Source organism: Sphingomonas sp. Leaf67 (assembly GCF_001421965.1).
Classification (GTDB): domain Bacteria; phylum Pseudomonadota; class Alphaproteobacteria; order Sphingomonadales; family Sphingomonadaceae; genus Sphingomonas.
Genome location: NZ_LMLP01000001.1, coordinates 339,843 through 363,861 on the forward strand (window position 1 = coordinate 339,843; position 24,019 = coordinate 363,861).

Genomic DNA, 24,019 nt, shown 5'->3' on the forward strand with positions numbered 1-24,019 from the left:
GCATATCAATCGCTTACCGGCGCAGTGTAAACTGCCGGACGTCATGCTAGCTACCCGCAGAATCCACACAAAGCCGACCCGGCCTCAAATAGGTACCAATTCGGCATCAGAAACGCGGTCTTTTTTGATGCCCTTGGTTAAGGTTTTTCGGCGTCGCTTACCGCGTTGAATATCCGTGCGGTATGCCAAATGCGGCTTGCCGTGGCTAAAACTAGAAGGATTCCGTAGTATGAGAGAAATACCCCAACGGCAGAGAGATAGTCGTTATCGTAAAACCTGCTAATGTAAGCAGTTAGAATTGACGCCGTAAGCACCACGCAAAAGTGAAAAAAGCTAGCCATTATCTTTCGTAAGTATGAGTTGTCCTTTCCCTTCTGCCGTATAGCTTCAAGAAATTTCCCGCTGGAGAACGCAAGCATAATAGCCATGCCCCCCAAGGCAAACCCAAGCAAGCTTGGGGTTACGTCAAGAGTGATGCCGGTCCATACCCGCTCGCTGCCATCTTTGGTCTGCCAAACTTTCGGCAACGTTAGAGTAAGAATGCCCGAAATCCAAAAGTACGTTGACCGTAAGATCTGCCACGTGCCGCCAAAGACGCGCCAGTAGCCCTGAAAGGCGTTCTCACCCGGCACGGAGGCGCTGGGCTTGGTCACGGATGAGTGAGAGGGCTGCTGTGCCAGCTTCAAGGGCAAGTGTAACAATCCGGGGATACTCCTTCGTTGAGCGCTTTTCCCGCTTGCCGTCGGCAGTCACGCCGGAACTTCTGACGTAACCATTTTCAGCCGCAACTTCCGCCCGGGTTTCGTTTTCGTCATTCAGATGGATGCCATCTGTTCCAGGTTGCCGTGCAAACGCATACTCAGCTTGCTTCAAATTTTGTTCGTCTAGTTCTCGTAATACTTCGTCTGCGTCGCCGCCGTCATGGTCACCCGGATTTGGCCGCTTGAGCAAGATGTACACTCGATCCAATCTCTCAAAACCCAACACCCTATCAATAGCGTCCTCGTCAGGCACCACTGTCACCGCATAGGTTTGTTTATCCTTATTGAGGGAACTTAAAAGCATTTCAAAAAGCTTGCCAGCCTGCCTTACAGATATCGTCTTACCTAAATCGTTTTTAAGCTCTACAGCAACCTTGTGTCGCTCAATATTCAATACGTAATGAAACGATCGGTTATTGAAGCCACGTTTGGCAAATATCTCTCGTAATGCGGCTTCAACGTCGACCTTCTTAAAGGTGGCTTTATCAATCGATGGCTCGGAGGAATCTATATCTGTCCAGACAGAAACAATGCCTTCCCGTAAATTATCGTATCCCTTGACCGCTATCGGCTTGGTTATGATTCCCCAGTCTCTACCTCGAATATTGACCGGCTTATTAGCCACCGCCGCTAGCGCGCTCTCATAAATGCCCTTTGGGTGGGGCGTTGCAACAATGTTAACAAAGCCAACCGAGATCGTCCGTTCGTCTGCCATGCCGCCCCCTAATTACGGGGAAGATTGAGCGAATCGTGGTAGCCGGTCAATCACGTATGCGAAATGTACAGGGCCAATTCAAACATAACGGATTGGCGTCAACAGCTAGCATTCCGCCGACAGCAGCCGGATTTACCGTCCAGGGCCGAGGCAATCCGCCGCTTGGTCAGCTTGGCTCTTGAACAGTCCGAATAGTCATCCGGTCGCTGGCGGCGGATATGTAGACCCACATTGACGCCAAAAGCGTTTCCCCGACTCATCTAAATCGGTCACCTTCCATCCGTGCTTCCAATCGGCAAATGACCGATTGCACGCGAGGGGCGGATCGAATGGCGGACGACAAGGAACAGGATCACCTCACCGATAACGTTGCACGGGAAGACGGCCGCGCAACGCTCGAGCCAGTTGCTGGAGGTCCAGACCCAGAACGGCCGGGCAAAGGCAACAGAACGGTAGCAGACGAAAGTCTGCCTGTTGCCCAGTGGCGCGGCAAACTTGACCTCGGTGGCGATGAACTGGACGTATACGTCCTCAGCACCGGAGAACGCGTCGTTGCGATGCGAAGCGCTGTCCGTTCTATCACGCAAACGGACGGCGGAGACCTGGCGACATATATAGGGGCGTCGTCGCTAAAATCGTATTTAAACAAGGATTTAATCCTGGAGCAATCTTTGCATTTCTCCATTCCCGGAACGCAGTTTGCGGGAAGAGGGATCACAACCGAGCATTTCGAATTGATCTGCCGGGGCTACGTGCAAGCTCTATACGAAGGCGCGCCCCTGACGGATCGTCAGAAAGAGATCGCGATAAAATGTGCGGTCTTAACTGCCGGCCTTACCCGTACCGGCCTCGATGCACTCATCGATGAAGCAACAGGCTACCAGTACGAACGAGCGGAAGATGCGCTGCAGGTTAAACTTCGGGCGTTCATAGCAGAGGAGTTGCGAGCGTGGGAAAAGACATTCCCGGACGAACTGTGGCAAGAATTTGGGCGCCTTACCAAGTGGCAGGGCGCATTGCATTCTAGGCCAAAGTGGTGGGGAAAGTTAGTAATTGAGTTAATATACGATACGCTCGATCCGGATGTTGCAGAATATCTAAAAGAGAATAAGCCTGAAAAGGGCGTTCACTGGCATCGTCAGTTGACTGACAACGTAGGTGTAAGGCAGCTAGTATCACGATGCTACGAAATCATAGGGATGGCAAAAACCTGTAACGACATGAGGGAGTTACGTGAAAAGGTCGCGGAACATTATGGAAAGACAATGATACAGCTTACCCTATCGCTACCTAAGCCTTCAGCAAAGTAGCAGGGTTTGCTTCAATGAAGCTGGAAGACGCAGCCGATATTTCTCTGCAAGGCGGGGTGGCGCGCCACCCCGCCAGCACTCACATCAACCCGATGTCGATCGTCACGTTGGTCGATGCGCCGGGAAGCAATGTCCCAAGGTCGATCGTGACGTTGCTCGTCACGTCGCTGGTCTTCGCCGTACCGACAGCTTGCGGAGCGTTGAACGCCTCGGCCGCAAAAGGATCGCGGTTCACGAAACCATAGAACGTCCCGACCGCAATGGCACCGCGGTTGATCATTTTCTCGGTTTCCATACGCCCCCGCCGGATGTTCACGACAAAGCTAGGGCCAGTATGTTCGGGATGAAAGTATGATCGGCTCTCTCGGTGTAAACGAGATGCTCTACCAACTGAGCTAAGCGCCCCCTCTCGGGGAACGGCCGGGATACCGTGGTTTTCGCGTGTTGCAATAGGGATTTCAGCGGAGGTCAGACGAACGGAGAGGAAACGCGGCGACATCAGAGTCCCGAACTATTCCCGGAGCGTTGTACCTGCCACTACAATCCCAAGCGTCAGGGCTGACCGGAGAAACGAACCATGGACGATCATCTCGAGGAGACCATACGCGTGAACACCGCTATCGCGCGGTTGGCCGATTTTGCCGATACGTACCCAGACGGCGAACAGATCGACGGCGACATGGAGTTGACTGTCGACGATGTCCGCTTGGTGATCGAGGCGGCCAAGCGCGGGGCCAACGTCGTCGAAATTACAGGGATTGGCCGCACCGAGTTGGTTCCGGACGATATCGGCAGAAGCGATACAGAATGAAGCGGCCGCGCGTGACCGTGCTACAGGTCGAGGCGACCTTCATCGTCCTTCTCTCCGCCGCCTCGCTTCTCTCCGGTCTGCGTGGCCTGTTCGACTGACATCAGCTGCGATGGGTACGGCGCGATCATGTCGAGCGCTTCTGCGGTCGGTGCGGCAAGCCAGCGCGCCTCATCCTCATCATGAAGGATGACCGGCATTGCCTTCGGATGCACAGGCCGGACTATTTCGTTCGGCTCGGTCGTCACGAATGCGAACACCGCCCCGGCCGGCGTCATTCGCCAGATACCTGCAAACGAAAAGATCGGCCGCGACGGCACGTCGAACCAGAATAGCGGCCGCTTCCCCTTCTCCCCCGGTCCGTACTCGCTGAAGGAGGTGACGGGCACGAGGCACCGGTGATGAGGTTGTTCCAACGACTCTCGCCAAAACTGGCTGTCCAGATTCCGGACGTTCGTGACATGGCTGGTAATTACCTTGCCGCTCGCCCCGCGCATTTTGCGGGGAAACCCCCAGTCGGGCTTCATCGCGTGGCGAAAGCCGCTTGTGCGGTTGCGATGAATGACGGTCGCCGGTCGCTTCGGAAACACATCGGCCGCCGGCAGATCGCCATAGGTCATGTAGCCGGGCTGGATGCCATATCGCTCCAACAGCGCCGCGCGCGACGCGGTCATGCGGTAATGATTGCACATCAGCCAACCATTGCACGGCACATATTCGCCGGCCACATCATATCCCGCCTCTCGCGCGAGCTGTACGAGCCGATCGTACATCGGCCCCCGGTGCATGTAATCGTTGTCACTGGGAAACGCAGCACACTCCCAAAATGCGGCAAGCGCCGCAGGACTGACCCCACACCGCGCCAATACCCGCAACGCAAGGCGCAACGGTGCCAGATCGTCCGGCTGTTGCCACGCCGCCGACCGGGCAATGGCCAGCGCCAGATGCGCCATCATTGATTCTCCGTCGCCCCACATATGAGAACGTTTCGCGAACAAACGTAGCGATGTCCAGTCTCGCCCGCAGTCAGCAGACCGGCCGGCGGGGTGGCACACCACCCCGCCAATTACGATCACATCAGCCCGATCTCGGTCACGACCGTCGTCGAAGCGCCCGGCAGCAGCGTCCCTTTGTCGATCAGGACGTTGCTGGTCGCGTCGCTGGTCGCTGTCGACCCCACCGCTTGCGGCGAATCATAGGCCGCAGCGACGAACGGATCGGTGTTCACAAACCCGAAGAACGTCGCGACCGCGCTCGCTTCCGGCGACGACAGGATGGCGGTCGCGCCTTTGCCGAACCCGCGCAGACCTGCGGAGACGGTGCCGCGCGTGACGATCCTGTTATCGGTCGCGAAGCTGTCCTTCTGGCTGAAGCTGTTGTTGATGTTGTTGGTGTCGAAATCGGCCGTCCGCATGTAGCGCAGACCAGTCATCACCGAGCCGGTGGTATTGGTCAGCTTGGCGGTGAAGCGCAGCGTGCTGCCGATCAACTCCGCGTCCTGGATGATCGCAAGGCCGGTCGGTGTCACGCCGGTCCAGCGGGTGCCAGCGTCGAAGGCACCCGGGATCTGATAATATCCGGTCAGCCACTGGTTGCTGTAACGCACGCGCGCGCCGTTGAAGGTATAGCCGACGTTGAAACCCTCGATCGCGCGGCCGTTCAGACTAACCTCCAGATTGGTCGACGGGCGATAGATGCCGACGCGCAGGAAGCCATAGGACGCCGCCGTATCCACGCCCTTGGGCGCATTATAGCCCGTGCCGATGCCGCCCCATTCATTCAGGCCGACCACGATGTCCGTGCCCAGCAGGATGCGCTCCTTGCCGCTGGTCACGACGGTATAGGCGGGTGCGGGCGCGACGAGTGGCTTCTCCGGCTCGACGATCGGCGGCTCCACGGTGACCGGGGGCACGGTGACCGCCTCGCACGCCTGCCGCACGCGATAGCTGAAATCCGGCAGGCCGGGGCACGGCCCATAGACGGTCGTCTTGCGCGGCAGCTTGGGGCTGACCTTCAGCGCCCAACCGTCCAACTTAATCAGGCCATCTGCGTTCGTGTCGGGGATGCGCGTCGGAATGGTGACGATGCTGCCGGTGCCGGTCTGGGCCAGCGCGGCGGGCGGCAGGACGCAGGCGCACAGCATCAGCAGCGCGGCAAACAGCCGCGCCGGGAAGGCGATTTTACGCATTTCTGTTTTCTCCAGTGGAGGAAGCGGCGACGCAGATGCGTCTCCGATGCGGGGTCAGGCGACGAACGGCCGATCCTGACGTAGCATTCTAGGTGTCCGCAGACGCGCGATAGTGCTCCGCTCCGGTTCGCAACGGAGCGCTATCGAAATTCCGAAAAGTCATCGTTCAGCGGTACGCGTTTCGCGTCGCGCATGGCCCGACGGGGTTTATCACCGTTGAAGCGCCAGACTCTATCCAGTTGCTTTGTTCAGCTTTTTCGATCCAGTCTGGACCTAGGGGGGAATCAATATGCGGTCCACGAGCGCGCGGATTCGAGTCGTCACGGCGAGTCTGGTTATGATCGCCGTGACCGCTGGTCTCTTATGGGAATTTGAACCACTATTGCGTTAAGTTTGCGCGTCGGCCGGCACGGCGCAGTCGCGGCTTGCAGCCATCAATTCGGCTCAAGGCGGGACCGGTCCGGCAGAATCATATAGGATTCCTATAGTAATTTCGTTTACTGCCGCACTGCAGCAAGCGGGGGCTAAATGATTAAGTACCGTTCAGACATTGACGGGTTACGCGCAATCGCGGTTGGCGGCGTAGTCCTGTTTCACGCGTTGCCTTGGTCACTTACGGGTGGCTTTGTCGGCGTCGACGTGTTCTTTGTCCTGTCGGGCTACCTGATCACCGCGATCATTTGCGGCGAGGCGAGGCGTGGAGAGTTCTCGATAGGACGTTTCTACGAGCGGCGGTTCCGCCGGATCATGCCGGCGCTGGTTCTCATGGCTGTTGCGACGACGATCGCATCGATCATCATACTTTCACCCAGAGGGCTGATAGATTATGGCAAGGCCTTAGTCGGCGTTGCTACATTCACCGCTAACATCGTGTTTTGGGAAGATACCGGTTATTTCGCGCCAGACGCGGGAGATATGCCGCTCCTTCACACATGGTCCCTTGCCGTTGAAGAACAATTCTACATCTTATGGCCGTTCGTTGCGGCTTACTTTGCGCGGAAGAAAAATCAGCGACCGCTCCGCATTTTCGTAATCCTGACCGTGCTCGTGTCGCTCGCACTGTCGACTGTCGGCGTCAAATTCTACAAAGACCTGACATTCTACATGCTGCCGACGCGGGCTTGGGAACTGGGTCTTGGCGCGATGCTCGCGGTTGGTGCGGTCCCTGCCATTCGGAAACAGGCGTACCGCGAGGCTGCTGCCTTGCTCGGCGTTCTCCTCATCCTAGTGCCGATGGTTTTTTATACCGAGGCAGTGCCGTTCCCCGGACCCTTTGCCTTGCCACCATGTCTAGGTGCAGTGCTGCTTATCCATGCGGGCGATAAGGCGCAAACACTGATCGGGCGCTTTCTGTCGCTGGGACCGATTCTCTACGTTGGCCTTGTCTCGTACAGCTTCTACCTCTGGCATTGGCCGGTACTGGTGCTGCCGCGTCTTGCGATGAACCGACCGCTTACGACCGTTGAGGCAATCGCGGCGATTGTTGCCGCGTTCGTGCTGGCAGCGCTATCGACAAAGTACGTCGAGTCCCGGTTCCGAGGTCGTGGGACGTGGCAGATGACGCGTAAGCAAGTGCTTCGGACGAGCGCTGGCACGGCAACCGTACTCGCGGCAATCGGCATCGTGCTGGTTAGCACGAATGGTTTGTTCGAATACGTCAGCCCCGCTGTACAGGCCGCCGAAATCGCAAATGACGACTACAATCCGCGACGTCGCGCCTGCCACGCGGAGCAGGCAGGCGCGAGCGGCAAGCTCGGCGATCTTGCCAAGTGTGTATCCGGAAAGCCGGACGCTACACCCGGCTATGATGTCCTGCTTTGGGGGGACTCACACGCCGATCACCTGATGCCCGGGATCGAAGCGATAGCGAACGCGCGCAATTTGGAAGTGCGGCAAGCCACCGTTTCCCGGTGCAGCCCCGTCTCGCAGTATGTCGCTTACGTTGAACATCCTGCCGCCTGCGCCAAAATCTATCAGACAGCGCTTGCAGAAGCGGCATCCCAGAAAGACCTAGATGCGATCGTCATCAGTTCGAGCTGGTCCGCCGTACTGCCGAAAATCTATGAAAAGGTCGCGCATCACGACGCCGTAGAGACGGAGCGGCTATTCGCTGGTGCGCTGCGCTCGATTGTAGCCGAGGTCCACAAGGCGGTTCCTGCCGCACGGATCATTGTTGTCGGCACAACACCCGAGTTCGACATTGTCCCGCCGAAATGCTTCGCGCGAGACGGGAAGTTGGGAATAGACGATACCGAATGTGCAGATCGCATCCCCACTGACGCGCAATGGGGTCCGGTCGCAGATCGCGTCATTGAAGCACTTTCTCGGGAAGGTGTTACCGTCGCCCTTCCGCGTAGAGCGTTCTGCCAAGGCGTGATGTGCCACACGCGACTAAACGGTCATATCCTCTACTACGACGACGATCACCTGTCCGTTGCAGGGTCCAGAGTCGCTGGCCCAGTCATCATGGCTAAGCTAAACCGCAGCGAGCGATGAGCCAAGTGCCGACGCAGCGATCGGAGAATCGTATGAAACCTGTCAAATGGACCCAACCCACCGACTTCAAGAAAGCCGCGCGGTACCGTGCTGCGGGCGCAGTCCTCGGCGTGCTGATCTTCGCCTGCCAGCTTGGGATGTGCGGGTGGGAAGTGGCGAAATTCTACCGGAACGGGGGTGAGCGCCCATCGTTCACGGTACCGTTTTGAGCGTTTACCAGATTATACGTGATTTAGTTCGCATGCTATGGCGTGGGATTAAGATCGTGGATGCTCGATTGGTGGCGCACTTCTTCGACCCGCCGGTAAAGCATGATCGGTGCCCCGGATGTGGAGGCACCGATCAATTCGATGGCGAAGATATGTGCCGATATTGTGACTCGATCTGACCGTATCAGGAATAGGCCCACTTCGTTTTCATGTCGGCGCGCATCTGCGTGATCTCTGCATCGGTTTGCGCAGCCGCCGAGAACAGGTTCTGCGCAACCTCACCGGCAAGGCCCGTCGTCGGATAGCGGCTCGCGGCACTCGTGGTGCCTTGAGCGTTGCCGATCGAATACCGGGCAGTCCCAGTCCAAGGCGACGCAGAGGTATGCGGCACAGCGGTCGCCACGCGGGTATCATCGACCCAAGCATCGCTCGTCCCGTCACCGTTGTGACGGAGTACGATCAAGTGCCAGACGCCTTCGGTGATCCGCCCGAGGCTAATATCCGCAGTGCTGGACGTATTGGCCCCGTAACGGAACGAAGAATCCGCCGTTGCCGGATCACGCTTGACGAGGGTCGCGTTACGCGTCGCCGTGTTGCTGACCTGCTCGGATGGGCCACCGATGATACAAGTCCCCGACCCGGCGTCGAACCGCACCAGCCAGACCTGCGTGAAGGCGGTATTGCCTCCCGTCAGAACCGCAGCAACAGGCACCGTCGCTCCGGACGCGTTCTGAGCGGATTCCAGCACCGTCGTGCCAGCTCCGTCCGTGCCGTTCTTGTTGAAACGGGCGACAGACTTGCCGTTAAGCGCGTTCAGCACCCGCGACGGGCTGGGCGTGACGGTTGGGGCCTTGGCAAGATCGCCAGCGTTCGCCAACGTGTTGCTGAACGTCGTGAAATCGCCGGATGCAACGCCCGCATACGAGGCGTCGCGGCTGAAGTCGAAGTTGCCGACAAGGGAAGGCCACGACTCGAAGGCATAGGCGCCAGCAGCCGGCGGCGCAGTGACGTTCAACGTGACCTGCTTGGTGACCGACTGCCCGACGCTATTCGTCCCGGTGATCGTCAGGGTGCGCGTACCGGCCGTGGCCGGGGTGCCGTCGATCAGATAGGACGTGCCGCTATACGGCAGATCAGACGGCAGCCCGGATACGGTCACCTGCTTCGCCCGCTTGCCATCATCGCCCGTCACCAACACGCCGCAGTTCACCAGCGGGTACAAGTCCAGCTTGAACGCCGTGCCCTGCGCGATGGTGATTGTGGACGGCACCGTGATGATCGGCCCGATTTCGACCGCGATCCGGTACACCTTGAACGCGCAACCCGACTTGATGCCGTACAGACCAATATTCAGACGGCCCGGTGTCGTGGCATTTACCGTCAATTCACGAGTCGATAGATTATAAGTGAAGCCCGCCGGCAGATCTACATAGAATTTGCCGTCAGTCGTACCGCCGGGTTCGTTCGGTTCTACCATGCAAGCTTCGAGCTTTTCGGTAAGCCCCGTTTCCCCCCAAAGCGCCATCTGGCTTGGCAGTACGACCGTCTTGCTTTCACCAGCTGCAACTTGGATCAGAGTTGGTGCAACCGATGGCCGGTAAAACTTACCGGGAATATAGTACTGCATGTTTTCGTATTCCAACCGACTCACGCCAGCGGGCCGCGAGACATTGTACATGTGATGGCTGGCGACAGGATGCTTCGGATTGGCGAGCAATTCTGCCGATCTCTTGCTGTACTGATACATCAGCACACCTTCGAGATAGAAGTTCACGACGCCTTGCGCATCAATATGCAGAGCGTGAGTTTTTGGCGTCGACCAATCGACGGTAATTGGATCACTGCCTGCCGAATCCGCAGCGGAGCGTGTCACGCCGTTCCATGCGTTGATGTTATGCTCAAGCTGACGACCATCGCCGGTACCGTCCTTGTGCGAACCGCCTTCGTAATCGACTTCGGTGTCGCCCCGTGTGAAGCCCATGAAGTCCATCCACCACCACGTCGGATGGTCTCGATAATTGCAGAACCTTTGTTCACGAGCCTTTGCTACAAACGGTGGGGTGATCATCACGTCGAATGCGCCGTGAATCATGCTCGACATGACGTTCTGGTTATTTATCGGAACGTGCGCCGCTTCACCGGCCACCATGTCGCGCTGACGTAGCGAAATCCTGCCGCCGGTCTGCACGATGATGTCGGACAGGGAGGCGATAGGCTCGCCACGATTGCTATCGAGGTGACCAGTCCAGTACGGATCAGCGTCAACACCACCCAAACCGCCCGATGCGCGCGGCTGCTGGCCGCTATCGAAGATCAGGTAGTTGCCGCGAGTGGTCGCATAGCGGCCAAACCGCTGCGAAGGTGCTGGCCCCATGATATCAAGCGGACCGTCGAAGTCATCACCGTAGACCAGCGTCATGCCCGCCTCCGGACCGGAGGTCGCCACCGTGCCGATCGTGACGCCGCCGATACTTCCGCTCGGCGTAGGGGTAGGCGTAACGACCGCTGCCGCAGTCGAAACGCTGAACGTTCGCGGTCCGCCGTCGATCGTCGCCACGACGCTGGCGGTCGCGCCGGCACTCGAAGGCGACGTTACCCGCAACCGTAGCGTATCACCATTCGTGACGGTCGTCGCTGCGCTCGAATAGGCCGCACCGTTCTTCGAATACTGCCCGCCGTTGATCGTCAGCGCGGGCGACCCGACCAGCCCCGACAGGGTGACGGTGTTGCTTTCGATCACCGACGACGGAGCCGCGCCCAGCACAGGGACGAAGGTGCCAATTGATGGCGGAACGATAGACGAACCAGAATTTAGGTTGATTGCCGGCCACGCCGCCGCGCCGGAACTAATCATCGCATCTGCCAAACCATCCGGCACGACCATCGGATAAGGCTCGATTTGCAAGTATGCTGGCGGAAAGAAGATTATCGTTTTCATGTACTTCTCCAGTTCAGCGCGGCCACGCGTCGATCGCGAGGCGGCGTTTGTCGTCGCAGGCGGCCAGATCGAACCGGCCGTCGCGAATGGTGGCGTCGTCGTCGGCCGCCGTGGCGCTACCGTCCGCTTGGCGGTGCTGCGGCGTCGGCCGGCACGGGTCGGTCGCGGCGACCGGGGGCGGCGGCAGCTTCGGCAAGGCGGGCGTCGAGCAGATCGATTGCTTGCACCCGGTCAGCAGCGCGACAGCGCACGCGACCAGCATCAGTCTGGGCATATTCCCTCACGGTGTTCGTGCTTTCGAGTATGAGCGGCTGCCGGTTGGCGAGCCGATCGGCGTAGGATATCGCCGCCGCAGCGACGCGATCGGCGGCGTCCCGCTCCGCCTTCAGTTTGGCGGCATTTGCGTCGGCCAGATCCTGCGCACGGACCTGCCGTTCGTTGGCGAGGGTCAGACGGACGTCGGCGAGCCGGCGATCGGTCCACCACCACCCGGCCGCCAGCGCCGCGATCGGCACCAGCCACCAGACGCGGCGGAACAAGGCGAGTGCGGGGACCATCACCGGCACCCCACGCGATGCCACAATGCGATCAGCAGCGAGACGGCGACCATGAACAGGACGAATCCCAGTGGCAGCGGCCAGCACATCGCGATCAAGACGACGGCGGCGAACGATCCGTCAGCCGACCGATCGCTCTGCAACCACAGAGCGACGGCCACCGCGACCAGCAGGTAGAACGCGACCCACGTCACGCTTCATTCCTCGACAGGGCCTGCCCTGCGCGCGCCGCCATGCGGACCGGGCCGCCGATGACATCGACGCCGACCGGCCAGCGCGCGGCGATACATCGTTCCTTGTCGATCCGGGCGATCGTCACCGCGTCACCCTGATTGCCCCCAAGCACGCGATAGGCGTCGGCATCCTCGCCGACATAGAAGCCGACATGCCCGCCACCCGGCCGCTGGAACACAAGGATCGCACCGGGGGCGAGCCGTTCGAACCGCAGGCGCTGACCGTAATTCGCCCAGGCGGATGCCCGAACCGCGATCGGCGCGGTCGGCAGGCCGGCTTCCTGCATACAGGCGGCGACGAACAGGCCGCACCACGGCACGCTGTCGGCGTTGTAGAGGATGCCCAGCGCCTTCGTGCCGAGACGCTTCGCCCAGCCCATGATCGTCGGGCTGTTTGCTGGGCCGGGCGCTTCGCGCGTGCCAAGCTTCGCCCGCGCGGCCGCGAGCCACGCCGGTTCTACCGTCGTCATAGTGTTGCCTTTCAGGAATGCCGCACCCGGCGGCGGAAGATCAGTCGGCCTTCGGACCCGGCGCAAACGGCCCGGTCGCGCGCTGCACCCACGTCAGCGCGATCGAGATGATGCCGGCACCCAGCGCGCCGATCCCGGTCCCGGTCATCAGCGCCCACAGCGGCTCCGGCCGCTGCGAGATGACCAGCCCGGCCGTGAACAGCAGCGTCAGCACCGACACCGGCACGTCGACCGTCCATCGATGCGCCTTGCGATCGGTCTGAACGACATAGAACCGCACCGCGACACACGCGCAGATCGCGGCGATCATGCTGCCCGCCTCGAAGGGATAGCCGAGGAAATGCCAGACGGTCGGAACCGAAACAGCCATCGTCGCCCCCCTATCCTGTCCCATTGCCGCCGCCACCGGCACCAGCGCGCCAACGGTTGCCCCCGCTCGTCCCATCATCGCGTCGCCACCACGCCCAGCGCCGCGAGCAGGCTCAAGAGGACGATCCACGCCGGCCGCTTCAGGAGCGGCAGCGCGGTCCAGAAATCGACAGGATGCGGTCGCCGCCGAAGCTGCATCACCATGCCCGGCGCGGCCATGTAGGCGAGCGCAAGGCCGCTTAATCCGAAGGTGACCGCGACCGGGTCGATCAGCCGTTGCAGCATCAGCAGCGCGCCGGTGTCCGCCGGGCGCAGCGGGTTCCAGCCCCAAAGCACCAGCGCCGCCGCACCCGATCGAAGCGCGATGCCGGTGGCGAAGCACAGCACCATGCCGCGCCAGACGGTCACCGGGTGCCGCAGCTTATCGAGGTTCCGCCGCCGCCAGATATGGCCGATCAGGTCGACCGCCATCATCGTCGCCAGCACCAGCGCGGCGGTCATCACCGCAAGGTTGATGACGACCAGCCAGCCTTGCCCGTCGAAACTGGGCGGCGCGACGGTTGCGGGACCATCCGCCACCGCCTGCGCGGCATAGCTTTTGGCATAGGCGAGCCGGGTCATGCGGACGCGCCCCAGCGCGCCCGTGCGAGCGTCATCATACGAACAGTCCTTTCGTGTGTCAGGTCAGGCGGAGCGCGCTATTGCCACTTCACCGCGGCGTAGATCGCACGCATCTGCGCCACGGTCGTCGCGGCCGTCAGCTTCTCAACGGTCACCTGTTCAACCGCTTCGATCCGTGCAGTTCCGGCGTTCGACGTGTCGGCGCCGGCTGCATACCGCTCGATCGTCTTGACGATGTCGGCCTCACCCCGCGCAGCCGCCTCGGCCAGCGCGAACCGAAAGCGTCGGCCGCGAGCAACCGGTGCCAGTCCAAGCAACGCCGTGAGCCGTCCGGCCGCCGTGGTCGCCAAGGCGTTGTACGCTTCGACCTCGGCCTGTTTCATCGAATAGACCGCTTTCTTGGCACCACCGGGCGACATATAGCGCATCCGCCAATCCTCGGCGTCCTGCTTCACCTTCGCGATCAGGTCGGCACGTAGGAGAGCAGGCGACGGCTCCGGCATCGTGCGCGGCGCGAAGCCACTAGGCCCCAGTTGCCAATCACCGGGCGTGACGGACATGTCAGGACACGACACCGGATCGCAACCCTGCGGGCAGTTCATCATCAGCGTGTCCAGATCCTCGGCGCTGACGATACTGCGCACGACAGAATCGGACTGGCGAACGATCGCGTACCGCATCACTTCTTGAACTCCGAAACCGCGATGGACGCCCGGAACACGTAGTAAATGCGGGTCCCGCTCGACGTGCTCAGTACCAAGTCATAGGTGACGGGGCCTGCCGCCGGGTTATCGAGAAACCAGAACGAGTAAGGCGCACGGGCGCTTGCCGTGCTGACCGTGATCGGGTTCCCGACCCTCACCGTTTGCCCGTTCTGGGTGCGGTTGAGATACATTTCAGCCCCGCCCGCGCTTGTGCCGGCGGAAACGGATGTCTCGTACTGGATGTCGACGCGCGTGTACCCGAGGCCAGAGGCATTCAGAGCGGCGGACTGGGCGATCCGGACCTCGCCGTTGCTGGCCTCCTCGCTGCCGCCCGACACGGCCACGCTGGAGGTCACCGCCTGATTTGCGATCTTGTCCGTGATGATGCTGCCGTTGACCAGCAGGGTGCCATCCACAATCATATCGGCATCGACGTAGAAGACGCCGCGCTGACCATCCGACTTCGACAGGCGGACCCTAGTCGATCCGTCACCGGTGGCACCGACAACCTCCCAATAGACCGACGTGCGGCCATCGGCGGCGGCGAGTGTAGCTGCCTGCTGCTGCACCGTGGCGGCGGTGCCGTTATACTCGCTACGCAGCGTCTGCACGGTCTGCGCGACAGCCCCAGCCTTCGCATCGGCGATAGCTGTCGCCCGGTCCTCAATCCGGGCGGACAGGATGTTGCTGGTCTCATCAATTCGGCCGTTGACCGCGCCGATCGTATTGCCGAGGCTGCTCGCCGCTTCCCCGCGCAGCTGCGCTTCGAGCGTCGCCGTTCGGGTTGCCGCTGCATACCGGTTCGGCAGATCGGCGAGTGTGTTCTCGGTCGTTGCGATCCGCGCCAGCACGCCGCCGGGCGCGTTCAACGTGGCGTCTGCCTTGCCCGCCTTGATCTCACCATCGGTGGCCGGACGCAGTGCAACGCGGTGCCAGACCATATACTTCGGAGCCATGCCGCGACCAAAGCCCGACCACCCGTGCATGGCATGGACATTGAACTGGTCCGACCCGTCAAGGTCGACCATCTTCGTCCACGACCGGACCACGTTGGCGCGGTCGCCGACGACGCCATTCACGTCCGGGTCCGAACAGAAATCGATATTCCACCCGCCGCTGATCGTAACGCCGGCACCGCGCGCACCGGACCCGTCGAAGTCCGCGGTTACCTCGATCACCCATTTGCCGGCCCCTGCGGAGTAGACCGTCTGGACGAAACCGCTTTCGACATCTGCGTTGTCGTTCAGGGTCTGGACGCAGTACTGGCCGCCACCACGGCCCGGCGAGAGCCGGTTCGTCCTGAAGTTACCACCTGCGATCCACACGCTCCAACGGGCCGGCAGGATCGCACCATCGGGCCAGTAGTTAAAATTGTCGTTGAAGACGATGCTGGTGCTGACCGCCGATGCAGCCGCCTCCAATGTCGTCGCGCGGGACGCCAGTGCGCGGTCGGCGTCGGCATATGCACGGGTCACCTCTTCAGCTTTCGCCCCGATCCGGGCGTCGACTGTGCCGAGGCTGGCCTCGATCAGCAGTGCCCGCTCGGCAAACGCGGTATCGGCCCGAGCGAGTGCGTCGGTCGTTTCTTTGACCCGCGCGACGGTGCCCAGCAACACAGGCGAGGCGCGACCGACGCTGTACGGGTTCCATGCCGTCTGACCCTCACGGGCGGCTCCAACATACGGACGCAGAAACCAAGCGTAACTGTCGGTCTGCCCCGCTTGCGTATCGTATTTCCGCAAAATCAGATAGGCGCTGACTGCCCCATCCGGCACGCGCGCCGCAACGATGCCGGCGCGCGCATAGTCCGACAATGCGGTCCCGCCGGCGTTGACCGGACCGGTGAAAGGCGAGTGAATTGCCGACAGAAAATTGCCGGCCGCATTCCGAAATGCGAGGATCACCATCACCCGCGCGCGATGGCAATTCACCAGCGCGGAGAATTGAACATACTCACCCGCAGTGATCGGAAACGTTCGGCTTCCCCAATCAAGATATGCCGATTCGTCCGCCGTATTTGGCGGCCCATATTGGACGAACGACAACACGTTTTCACCGGGCGGATGGTATGGGTCGCCAGCGGCATTAAGACCCATATACGGCGCAGGATCGAGCGGACCACCGGGGGCATGAATGCCGGTCGCCCAGCCATCCGTGGTGTCGAGGTCACTGTTCGGCACCATGTTGCCGCCGCCGGTCGAGAACGTCGCCTCCACCGTGTCGACACGCCGCCCAACTGCCGCATCGCGATCGATCGCCGTCGTATCGACGCGGCTGATCTCTGCTCGCAGGTTCGTATCGTCGTAGCCGCCTTCCGCGACGATGCTGTCGATCCGCTGCGTCAGCGCGCGGTCAGCATCGACATAGGCGGTGGTGATCTCCTGCGCCTTTGCCAAAATACGATTGTCGACCGTGCCGAGGCTGGCCTCGATCACCTCCGCTCGCTGGGCGAATGCTTCGTCGGAGCGGGCCAGCGCGTCGGTCGTGATCTTCACGCCCGCACGCACGGCATCGTCCCCGTCGATTACACTGGCGGAAACAATATCGACCCGGCGGCCGAGCGCACGATCGTCATCCGCCCGGACCGTCTGCTCGGTGGCGATGATCGCGCGGATGTCGCGGTCGTCATAGCCGCCGCTTTCGGCCACGATCGAATCGATCCGCCGGGAAAGGGCTTCATCTGCCCCCTGCGCGCGGTCGACCTCGGCAGCGAAGTCGCGCACGGCGTGGTCGAGCACTCGATCGGCAGCATCAATACGCGCATTGGCGTCCGCCGCCGCTTGATTGGACTCCTGTCGGGCCGCATCAATCCGCTGATTGGCGGTCGCCACAGCAAGGTTGACCGCTGGAATGGTGACATCGTTGATCTGATCGACACGAGCCAGCAACGCATCTGCCGGCCGCCCACCGACAGCGTTCGTATCCTTCGACGTGTTTTCGCCGGTCACATCGGCGTAATCGACCGGGCGGCCATCGCCGACAACGGCACCCCATGGCAACGGCACATCGATAGCGACATCGTCGAGAACGTCACCCGCCACCAGCCTTGGCGTCGGCGGTGCCGTCCCAGTCCGGCCTAGCGCGAAGTCATGCTTCGCCGCCGTCTCACCCCGAAGGATCAGTTCGACGGTCATGTTGACCGGATCAACGGTGCGTTTCAGCACGACGCAGGGCTGATTAACCAAGCCGTCATCCGGCAGATGCACGATCAGCAGATCGCCGGCTCCGTATCGTCGCAGGCGCGGCTTGCAGGTCACAACGATTTCGCCCAGTTCCCGGGCGTCAAGGAGTTCATACGCTGCAAGCTGCGCCGCCTGATCCTTCGACTGGACAAGGTTGTACTGCCGTTCTTCGGCCTTCTCTTCGCCGTCCTCGGTCAGATAGGTGGCAATCGTCACCGCCGTCGAGGGCACATATTCCCACTTGTGGTCCGCCGACCGATATTTCGGCACAATCGTATTCAGCCGGCTTTCCCAGCCCTGCATCGCTCCGACTTCGACTTCGTCGGTCGCCAGATCATATTCAGTGATCGTATCGAGAGCGACGCGCGGCGCCGACAGCTTCAGTCCGAGCTTGCCCCCGATCCAGCAACGCTCCGCGCCGCCGGCCGCAAGGATGTTCTTCATGTTGTCGTCGCGGTTGCCCGGCTCGTGAATGACCCCGTCGACCTTCCAGCCATTGGCATCGCACACGTTAGCCAGCGCCGCGAAGTCGGCGACGCGAATCCCATCGATCGGGATGCCGGGACCGAACGTCTTGCGGTAGCGGGCGTCGGGGTTCGCCTCGTCACGCTCCCACGTGCCAAGCGCATAGCGAAGCCCATGGAGGCCGGGACAGCGCGACCATTCCCATGTCGCCTTTGCGGCGGCGAATGCCGCCGTGTCGGTCGGGTCGGCCCAGCGGTGCGGACCGCTGCCGCCGGGATAGGTGCTATCCTTGCGCGGATCGTAGCACAGCACGCCCCGCCACACGGCACCGGTCTGGGGAACCCCTGCCGCGAACCGCTTGCCGTCCTCATCAAAACGGAGGCACCACGATATTGCCGCATAGCTGGACAGCTTGTGCTGCGGCCCCCAGGTCTGCGACCCGACCCAATGCGTCGACAGCGCCGCCGGTTCGGGCGTCCGACCAAGCTGGTGATAGACGTACAGGTGTTTGGCCGCATAGCCGGTCGCGGCGTTGCCGTTCAGGGTGACCGGCACGAAGTCGAGATAGGGCGCGACGAAGCCGGCGACCGGCCCAGCGCCTGAATAGACATCGACCAGCACCATGTATGGGTTGTTGACCTTCGATACCTTGCCGCCGAACCCCTCTTGGTTGATCCGGTTGCCGCCGTAATAGGTCTCGCCGATCAGATATGGCTTGGGCTGGTTTGCCCCCAGCGTGATCCTGTTGACGCTCCCCGACATGGCGGGCGGCTTCTTCGCGGTAAGCTGCGCAGTGACGTTGGCCGCGACGGCGATGGCGGCGGCGATAGGCTGGTGCGGCCCCGGAATGAGGGCGGCGATGCCAGCAACGGTGCCAATGAATTTCGCAACGCCGCTCACAGTCGCCACGCCCCCTTGAATGCCTGTGGAATGATATTGACGATACCACTGCCCAGATGTTCGGCATGGTAACCGGCGACCATCTGGCCACCGCCGATCGAACCGGAACCCGTCTGCCCGGTCGACACGACGATCGCGTCGAACGGGTCGTCGCTGCCGCTGTCCATCAGCGCCAAATCACCGACCCACATCGCGGCCGGCGCGATACGCGGCAGCATCGAATCGAGCAGCCCGGCCAGATCGTCATGCCCGGTCGCGCGCAGCGCCTTCATCGCACCGACTGCCGAATAGAACCGGGGGATCGACGGCACCCTGTGCCCCAGTGCCCGCATCTGGGCGCGGGCGAGGTGAATGCAGGTTCCCCCGCTATCCCATCCGAACGGCCGGGCGCGGAAGCGCGCGACGACCGCTGCCGTCTGCTCTGCCCGAGCATGAAGGTTCATCATACCCGCTGCACCCCGCGCGGCGGCGACACGACGCCCCACGGTATCTCGACATCCATGCCGACCGCATTGTCGAACCCACGCTCGCCCGCGAACACGCGTTGGTGCGCGGGCGAGGTCAGCGCGTTGCCGTCGTTGCGGATCAGCAGCCGTTGCGACCGGGTGACGCACCCGATGTCGAGCGCGCGCGTGCCAGTCTGCCGGCGGATGACCGTCTTGTCGGTCTGCCAATCGGCCATCAGATCGGGTTCACCGATCAACCGTCCGGTGGCTTCATCGACCTCTCCAATCCACATTCGCAAACGGGAATTTTGATAGGCTGGCTGCGACAGTTCGACCGCAGCCGCGACGTTGCGCGGCAGGAACGTGATGGTGCCGGCGGGCAGTTCGTCGCCGGTCCCCTCGGTCAGCGCTTCGAACGCGTCGACCGTCCCGAACACGTCGTCGATCGACTGATATAGCTGCCCGGCATAGGGCACCATGCCGCCGTCACACAGCAACACGTCCCGGCCGGGCAGTTCGAGCTTCAGCAGCCCGACCAGCGTCACGCGATCCATCAGGCGGAAGTCTTCATCGGGGGCAGCTTCGCGACCGATACGGTGACGGCAACGTCTTCACCGTCGCCCGGCCGGCCGACCCAACCCGTGGATCGCGATCCGTCCCAACGGACATCGTAGGAGCCGACCAAACTAAGCGATTTCATCGCCGATTGGATCGCATCGGATACATCAAGCACCGTCATGCCGCTTCCTCAATCGTAAATTCGATACGGGTGTTGTGATCGACCGCGAGTTCCCAATCCTGCTCGCTTCCGTCGATCAGCCCTTCGATCATAGGCCGCGCCAGATACACGCGCGCCCCGTCAGCGAAGGATCGGCGAAGCATGGTGTCGTCGACAGAGAGCGTTGCCCGTCCGTCGATCCCGGCACCGGCATCGGCACCGTTGTTGTGCAGGTAATGCTGACCATTGCTCGACTCGATCGAGAACCAGAATCCCTCGCGAACGATCGCGTACGGCGGCAGTCCACGGATGCGGATCGACCCGCCGGTCTGTCCTGCACCATCTACCACAACGCCCGTCCCGCAACCCGACTGGTCGACGGACAACAGCGGATACGGCACGCGCAGCCCCTTGCGCTTGGCCCGGATCAGCCGCGACACGACCACCCGCGCACCGTCCTCATCGTCGAGTGGAGGCAGCGTCATGGCGATGCGGTAGTGGTTACCCAACCGGTCGACCCGGAGGGCGCTGGCACCGCGCTGGACGCCCCCTCTATCGACGATCGAGGCAACGGCACCGTTCGGCACGATGTTCGGCGGAAATTCGAGCATTATGCGAGCCGCTGCCTATTCTGCATTGCCGCCCGGCGGCTTGTCGTCCGCTGGGACTGGACATTCACGTCGCTGGAAATCCCGACGACACGTGAAGCGAAACCGGGTGCTTCTTCGATCCTGACCGTCGCCGGAGCGTTACGGCCACCGCGCAAAGCACTGTTCGGATGGATGGTGCCGGCGCTATCGGGCACGAACGGTTCCGGACCATGCTCACCGACCATATACCAGTTGCCGGGGCCAATTCGGCCGCCCGAAGCCTTGCCGCCGCCATAGGAAAGCCCCGCAAGTGATCCGGAAAAGTCCATCGGCTTTAGGTCATTGCCAAGCCCTAGGTCAGCACCGCTCGCAGTAACGCCACGTGCGGCAGCCGATACACTGGACGCGCCCCGCAATAGACCGCCAAGGAAGCCGACTATACCGCCGCCACTGCCGCCACCGCCGGACACGCGATCGGCCAGCGGTTTGATAAGCTGCTGTTGAACGGCGATCCGCACAAGATCGCGGATGATCGAGGAAGCCATATCGCGGAACGATTTGGCTAGGTTGCCTGCCCCCGTAACCGCATCCGCCATCCAGTCGTTCAGTTGCTCGAACCCGCTGACCTGTATGGCTTGGATCGATTCGTTGATGGAGGCGGCGGACCGGTCGAGATCACGCCGATAGGCGTCGAGCGGACCTTCATTATCGCGCTCGGCTTGCTGCCGCCGCTGACCGTAGATCGCATCGAGTTGGTCCTTACGCGCCCGTGCGTTCGACCATGCTGTGCTGGACGTGGCTTCCGTCGCGAGGATCAGATCAAGGTCCGCTTCCTCCTGCCGGCGTTGCAGATCGAGCAGTCGCAACGCTGCCGCGCGGCGCGCGGACGCGCTGTCGGCAAGGTCCATTTCGGCCCGGACGGTTTCCTGCGCCGCCTCGTTCGACGCCTTGCCCAAATCGTACCGTTCCTGCGCCAGTGCCGCCGACCGCCGCTGTTCGGCCAACCCCTCTTTCTGCGCCAGTTCGCCTTCCTTGGCCGCAATCAGCGCCGCACGCTTCGCCTCGTTCAGACCATCGTCAAGCGCCACCGACCGCGCATAGGAGGCGCGCTCTTCCTCGATCGCCGCCATCTCCGCGTCATAGCGCGCGGTGATCGCGCCGGTCAGGTCGGCGGTTGCTTCCAACGTCGCCACGCGAATGCGGCCGAGTTCGTCCTGATACTGCGCCTGCTCGCGCGCACGGTCCTCGGCAGTCTTACCCTTCGGTCCGCTGGAACGGTCGGGCTTCGGGCCATCCGCGCCGCCGAACGTGGGATTCGACGTGCCCGTGTCCTGTGCGGTCGCGTTGCGGATATCGGTGATGATCCCGCGCACGCCGTCATTCCACGTCTTCACGACCTCCATTTGGCCGCGCAGATCAGCTTCCGCCTGCGCGATCCGGTCATCCGCGCGCTGACGCATGGACGAACCGACCGCCCCCGGTGCTGTACCGCCCTGTGCCGCCGCGATCGACTCGATCGAGGCACGCTCGGACTTCGCACGCGAGAGGGCGGCACGGGCTGCGACCATATCGGCGCGCGCCTTGTTCAGCGCCTGAAGCGCCGCCTGTCCGTCCGCCTTGGCCTTCGCAATCAGTTCCTTGCGCAACTGCCCCGTCGCGGTCGCGAGTTGCAGCGACCGTTCGCGCGCGCGGTCCATTGCAGCGCTGGCGGCATCCTGCGCCTTGCGCACCGCGTCGGACGCCGTCGCCGTGCGGAACAAGAGCGGCCACAGCAGCGTCAGCAGCGAGATGGCAACCCCAAGCGGCCCGGCAAGCGCGATCAGACGCGTTCCCAGCATCCCCACCATGGTCGCGGCACCGGCCTGCAACGCCAATCGCCCCATCAGGCTTACAACCAGTCCCATGGGGTTGACGATCGCGGCGAGGGCAACAGGGATGGCACCCAGACGAAGCGCCAGCAGCGGCAGCGCCATTTTCGACAGTGTGACCATGGCGATCAGCACCGGGCCAAGCGAGGCGGCGAACAAGCCCGCCGCGATCCACGCATAATGAAACGCGGGCGGCAAATCGGCCAGCCACTGCATCCCGGCGGCGGCGGCGTTCTTGACCGCCGCGAAAACAGGCAGCAGGACTTGCCCCAGCTTGATCGAAAGGTTCTCGGCAGCGGTTGCCAGTCGCGCGCTCGCGGCTGCATCACCTTCAAGCAGAACCGCCATTTTCTGATCGGCGGTCACCTTGTCGATAGCACCGCGATAGCGTTCGATCCCGGCGGCACCTTGGTTCATCAGTGCGATGGCAGTCCGCATGCCGTCCGAACCGAACATCGTCGTGAGAGCATCACGACGGCCCTTGTCCGACAGCCCGCTCAACTTTTGTCGCAGGATTTCCGCGACCTCGGTCAGCGGCTTTGCCTTGCCGGTGGCGTCGAAGAACTCGATCCCGAGTTGCTTCATCATCCCGGCCGCTTCCTTCGACACCGGATTCAGGCTGGTCAGGAAAGTCTTGAAGCTGGTGCCGGCGTCCGACCCGCTGGCGAAGGTCGACGCGGTCGCCGCCAGCGCAACGTTCAAATCCTCGAACGGCACACCCAGACCGCCCGCAACACCACCGGCCTGACCGATAGCGAGACGATAATCGTCGAACCCCATCTTGGACGCATCCAGCGCCCCCGACACCTTGTTGACGATGTCCGGCAGATCGCTGCTCGTCTTCGTAAATTGGGCAAGAATATCCGTGGTCAGGTCCGATGCACCCGCCAGTTCCGTCTGCCCGACGACCGCGAGCCGCATCGCCGCCGTCAGGCCGCCATTCAGGATCGCCGCCGCCGACATGCCGTTCTTCGCCAGCATTTCGATCGCGCCGGCCGCCTCGATCGAACTACGACCCATCGCAGGTCCCAGCTTCATGGCCGTATCGGATAGCTGCTGTAGCTGGGCTGGCGAGGCGTCGAGCATCGCCGCCTGCACCCGGTTCATCGCCGTTTCGAAATCGCCCGCCGTATCCTTGCTGCGCTTGCCGACCAACGCCAACGGTACGGTGATGCCGGCGGTCAGCGCGACACCCGCGCGGGTCACCTTCTGCCCGACCGACGCGACGGCTTCGCCGGCTTTCGCCATCGCGGTGTTGATCCTGTCCGCCGCGCGCTCAACCGCGTTCCCCATGCTGTCGGTCGAGCGTTCGAGATCCTGTTCGGTCTTTTTGGCGCGCGCGCTGGCGGCCTTCATGCCGGACTCGAACGCAGCATCCTTAACGCTCATCGTCGTGACGAGCGATGCGAGAAGCTGCTGCATTCCGTGCCCCTTGGTACGATTGAAAAGGGCGCCGCGATCGCGACGCCCT

21 protein-coding genes are annotated in these 24,019 nt (G+C 62.0%); 3 read left to right on the forward strand and 18 right to left on the reverse strand.

All coding sequences use genetic code 11. The annotated features are described in order from the left end of the window. Positions 1-137: 137 nt before the first annotated feature. Both ASE90_RS01625 and ASE90_RS18885 read right to left on the reverse strand, forming a co-directional pair. On the reverse strand, positions 138-653 hold the full coding sequence (locus ASE90_RS01625) for a hypothetical protein (protein ID WP_156361369.1): 516 nt from the start codon (positions 651-653) through the stop codon (positions 138-140). Beyond that, positions 622-1,476, reverse strand: coding sequence for a DUF4747 family protein (locus tag ASE90_RS18885; protein ID WP_082449293.1), 855 nt, complete (start codon positions 1,474-1,476; stop codon positions 622-624). Before ASE90_RS18885 ends, ASE90_RS01625 begins: the two co-directional genes overlap by 32 nt. Positions 1,477-1,805: 329 nt before the next feature. Here ASE90_RS18885 and ASE90_RS18890 point away from each other — a divergent pair, with 329 nt between their 5' ends. Continuing rightward, positions 1,806-2,786, forward strand: a complete 981-nt coding sequence (locus tag ASE90_RS18890; protein ID WP_082449295.1) for a P63C domain-containing protein — start codon at positions 1,806-1,808, stop codon at positions 2,784-2,786. Positions 2,787-2,865: 79 nt separating this feature from the next. Here the strand turns inward: ASE90_RS18890 and ASE90_RS01635 are convergent, their stop codons facing one another. Beyond that, the gene (locus ASE90_RS01635) at positions 2,866-3,066 is read right to left on the reverse strand and encodes a hypothetical protein (protein ID WP_156361370.1); all 201 of its coding nucleotides are present in this window, start codon (positions 3,064-3,066) and stop codon (positions 2,866-2,868) included. Between the two features lie 297 nt (positions 3,067-3,363). Here ASE90_RS01635 and ASE90_RS01640 point away from each other — a divergent pair, with 297 nt between their 5' ends. Beyond that, positions 3,364-3,597, forward strand: a complete 234-nt coding sequence (locus ASE90_RS01640; RefSeq protein WP_055995051.1) for a hypothetical protein — start codon at positions 3,364-3,366, stop codon at positions 3,595-3,597. Between the two features lie 20 nt (positions 3,598-3,617). Here ASE90_RS01640 and ASE90_RS01645 read toward each other — a convergent pair whose 3' ends face one another. Together ASE90_RS01645 and ASE90_RS01650 are read right to left on the reverse strand one after the other, a co-directional pair. Next, a complete protein-coding gene (locus ASE90_RS01645) occupies positions 3,618-4,550 on the reverse strand; it encodes an SOS response-associated peptidase (protein WP_055995055.1) in 933 nt (310 codons plus the stop codon). Positions 4,551-4,666: 116 nt separating this feature from the next. Next, entirely contained in the window at positions 4,667-5,782 is a 1,116-nt protein-coding gene (locus tag ASE90_RS01650) for a hypothetical protein (protein WP_055995057.1), read from the reverse strand. Between the two features lie 528 nt (positions 5,783-6,310). Here ASE90_RS01650 and ASE90_RS01655 point away from each other — a divergent pair. Beyond that, positions 6,311-8,278: an acyltransferase family protein gene (locus ASE90_RS01655; RefSeq protein ID WP_055995060.1), complete on the forward strand. Its 1,968-nt coding sequence runs from the start codon at positions 6,311-6,313 to the stop codon at positions 8,276-8,278. 393 nt (positions 8,279-8,671) lie between these two features. Here the strand turns inward: ASE90_RS01655 and ASE90_RS01660 are convergent, their stop codons facing one another. The 13 genes from ASE90_RS01660 to ASE90_RS01720 form a co-directional block, all read right to left on the reverse strand. Beyond that, complete coding sequence (locus ASE90_RS01660) at positions 8,672-11,425, reverse strand: hypothetical protein (RefSeq protein WP_156361371.1); 2,754 nt, start codon at positions 11,423-11,425, stop codon at positions 8,672-8,674. Positions 11,426-11,541: 116 nt separating this feature from the next. Next, positions 11,542-11,982, reverse strand: coding sequence for a hypothetical protein (locus ASE90_RS01665; protein ID WP_055995066.1), 441 nt, complete (start codon positions 11,980-11,982; stop codon positions 11,542-11,544). Beyond that, positions 11,982-12,176, reverse strand: a complete 195-nt coding sequence (locus ASE90_RS01670) for a hypothetical protein (protein ID WP_055995069.1) — start codon at positions 12,174-12,176, stop codon at positions 11,982-11,984. The genes ASE90_RS01665 and ASE90_RS01670 overlap by 1 nt, the downstream gene beginning before the upstream one ends. Next, positions 12,173-12,685 carry a TIGR02594 family protein gene (locus ASE90_RS01675; RefSeq protein WP_055995072.1) on the reverse strand — a complete coding sequence of 171 codons (513 nt, stop codon included), beginning with the start codon at positions 12,683-12,685 and terminating at the stop codon, positions 12,173-12,175. The genes ASE90_RS01670 and ASE90_RS01675 overlap by 4 nt, the downstream gene beginning before the upstream one ends. Positions 12,686-12,725: 40 nt before the next feature. Beyond that, on the reverse strand, positions 12,726-13,055 hold the full coding sequence (locus ASE90_RS01680; RefSeq protein WP_235531615.1) for a hypothetical protein: 330 nt from the start codon (positions 13,053-13,055) through the stop codon (positions 12,726-12,728). Positions 13,056-13,129: 74 nt separating this feature from the next. Then, positions 13,130-13,675 (reverse strand): hypothetical protein, encoded by a 546-nt coding sequence (locus ASE90_RS01685; RefSeq protein ID WP_235531616.1) that lies wholly within the window; start codon positions 13,673-13,675, stop codon positions 13,130-13,132. A gap of 77 nt (positions 13,676-13,752) precedes the next feature. Further along, entirely contained in the window at positions 13,753-14,355 is a 603-nt protein-coding gene (locus ASE90_RS01690; RefSeq protein WP_055995078.1) for a hypothetical protein, read from the reverse strand. Then, on the reverse strand, positions 14,355-18,935 hold the full coding sequence (locus ASE90_RS01695) for a hypothetical protein (protein ID WP_156361372.1): 4,581 nt from the start codon (positions 18,933-18,935) through the stop codon (positions 14,355-14,357). The genes ASE90_RS01690 and ASE90_RS01695 overlap by 1 nt, the downstream gene beginning before the upstream one ends. Further along, complete coding sequence (locus ASE90_RS01700) at positions 18,923-19,369, reverse strand: DUF6950 family protein (protein ID WP_235531617.1); 447 nt, start codon at positions 19,367-19,369, stop codon at positions 18,923-18,925. The genes ASE90_RS01695 and ASE90_RS01700 overlap by 13 nt, the downstream gene beginning before the upstream one ends. After that, on the reverse strand, positions 19,369-19,926 hold the full coding sequence (locus ASE90_RS01705) for a hypothetical protein (protein ID WP_055995084.1): 558 nt from the start codon (positions 19,924-19,926) through the stop codon (positions 19,369-19,371). The genes ASE90_RS01700 and ASE90_RS01705 overlap by 1 nt, the downstream gene beginning before the upstream one ends. Next, positions 19,926-20,111, reverse strand: coding sequence for a hypothetical protein (locus ASE90_RS01710; protein WP_055995087.1), 186 nt, complete (start codon positions 20,109-20,111; stop codon positions 19,926-19,928). The genes ASE90_RS01705 and ASE90_RS01710 overlap by 1 nt, the downstream gene beginning before the upstream one ends. Then, on the reverse strand, positions 20,108-20,701 hold the full coding sequence (locus tag ASE90_RS01715) for a hypothetical protein (protein WP_055995090.1): 594 nt from the start codon (positions 20,699-20,701) through the stop codon (positions 20,108-20,110). The genes ASE90_RS01710 and ASE90_RS01715 overlap by 4 nt, the downstream gene beginning before the upstream one ends. Further along, on the reverse strand, positions 20,701-23,970 hold the full coding sequence (locus ASE90_RS01720) for a phage tail tape measure protein (RefSeq protein ID WP_055995093.1): 3,270 nt from the start codon (positions 23,968-23,970) through the stop codon (positions 20,701-20,703). Before ASE90_RS01720 ends, ASE90_RS01715 begins: the two co-directional genes overlap by 1 nt. Positions 23,971-24,019 lie beyond the last annotated feature (49 nt).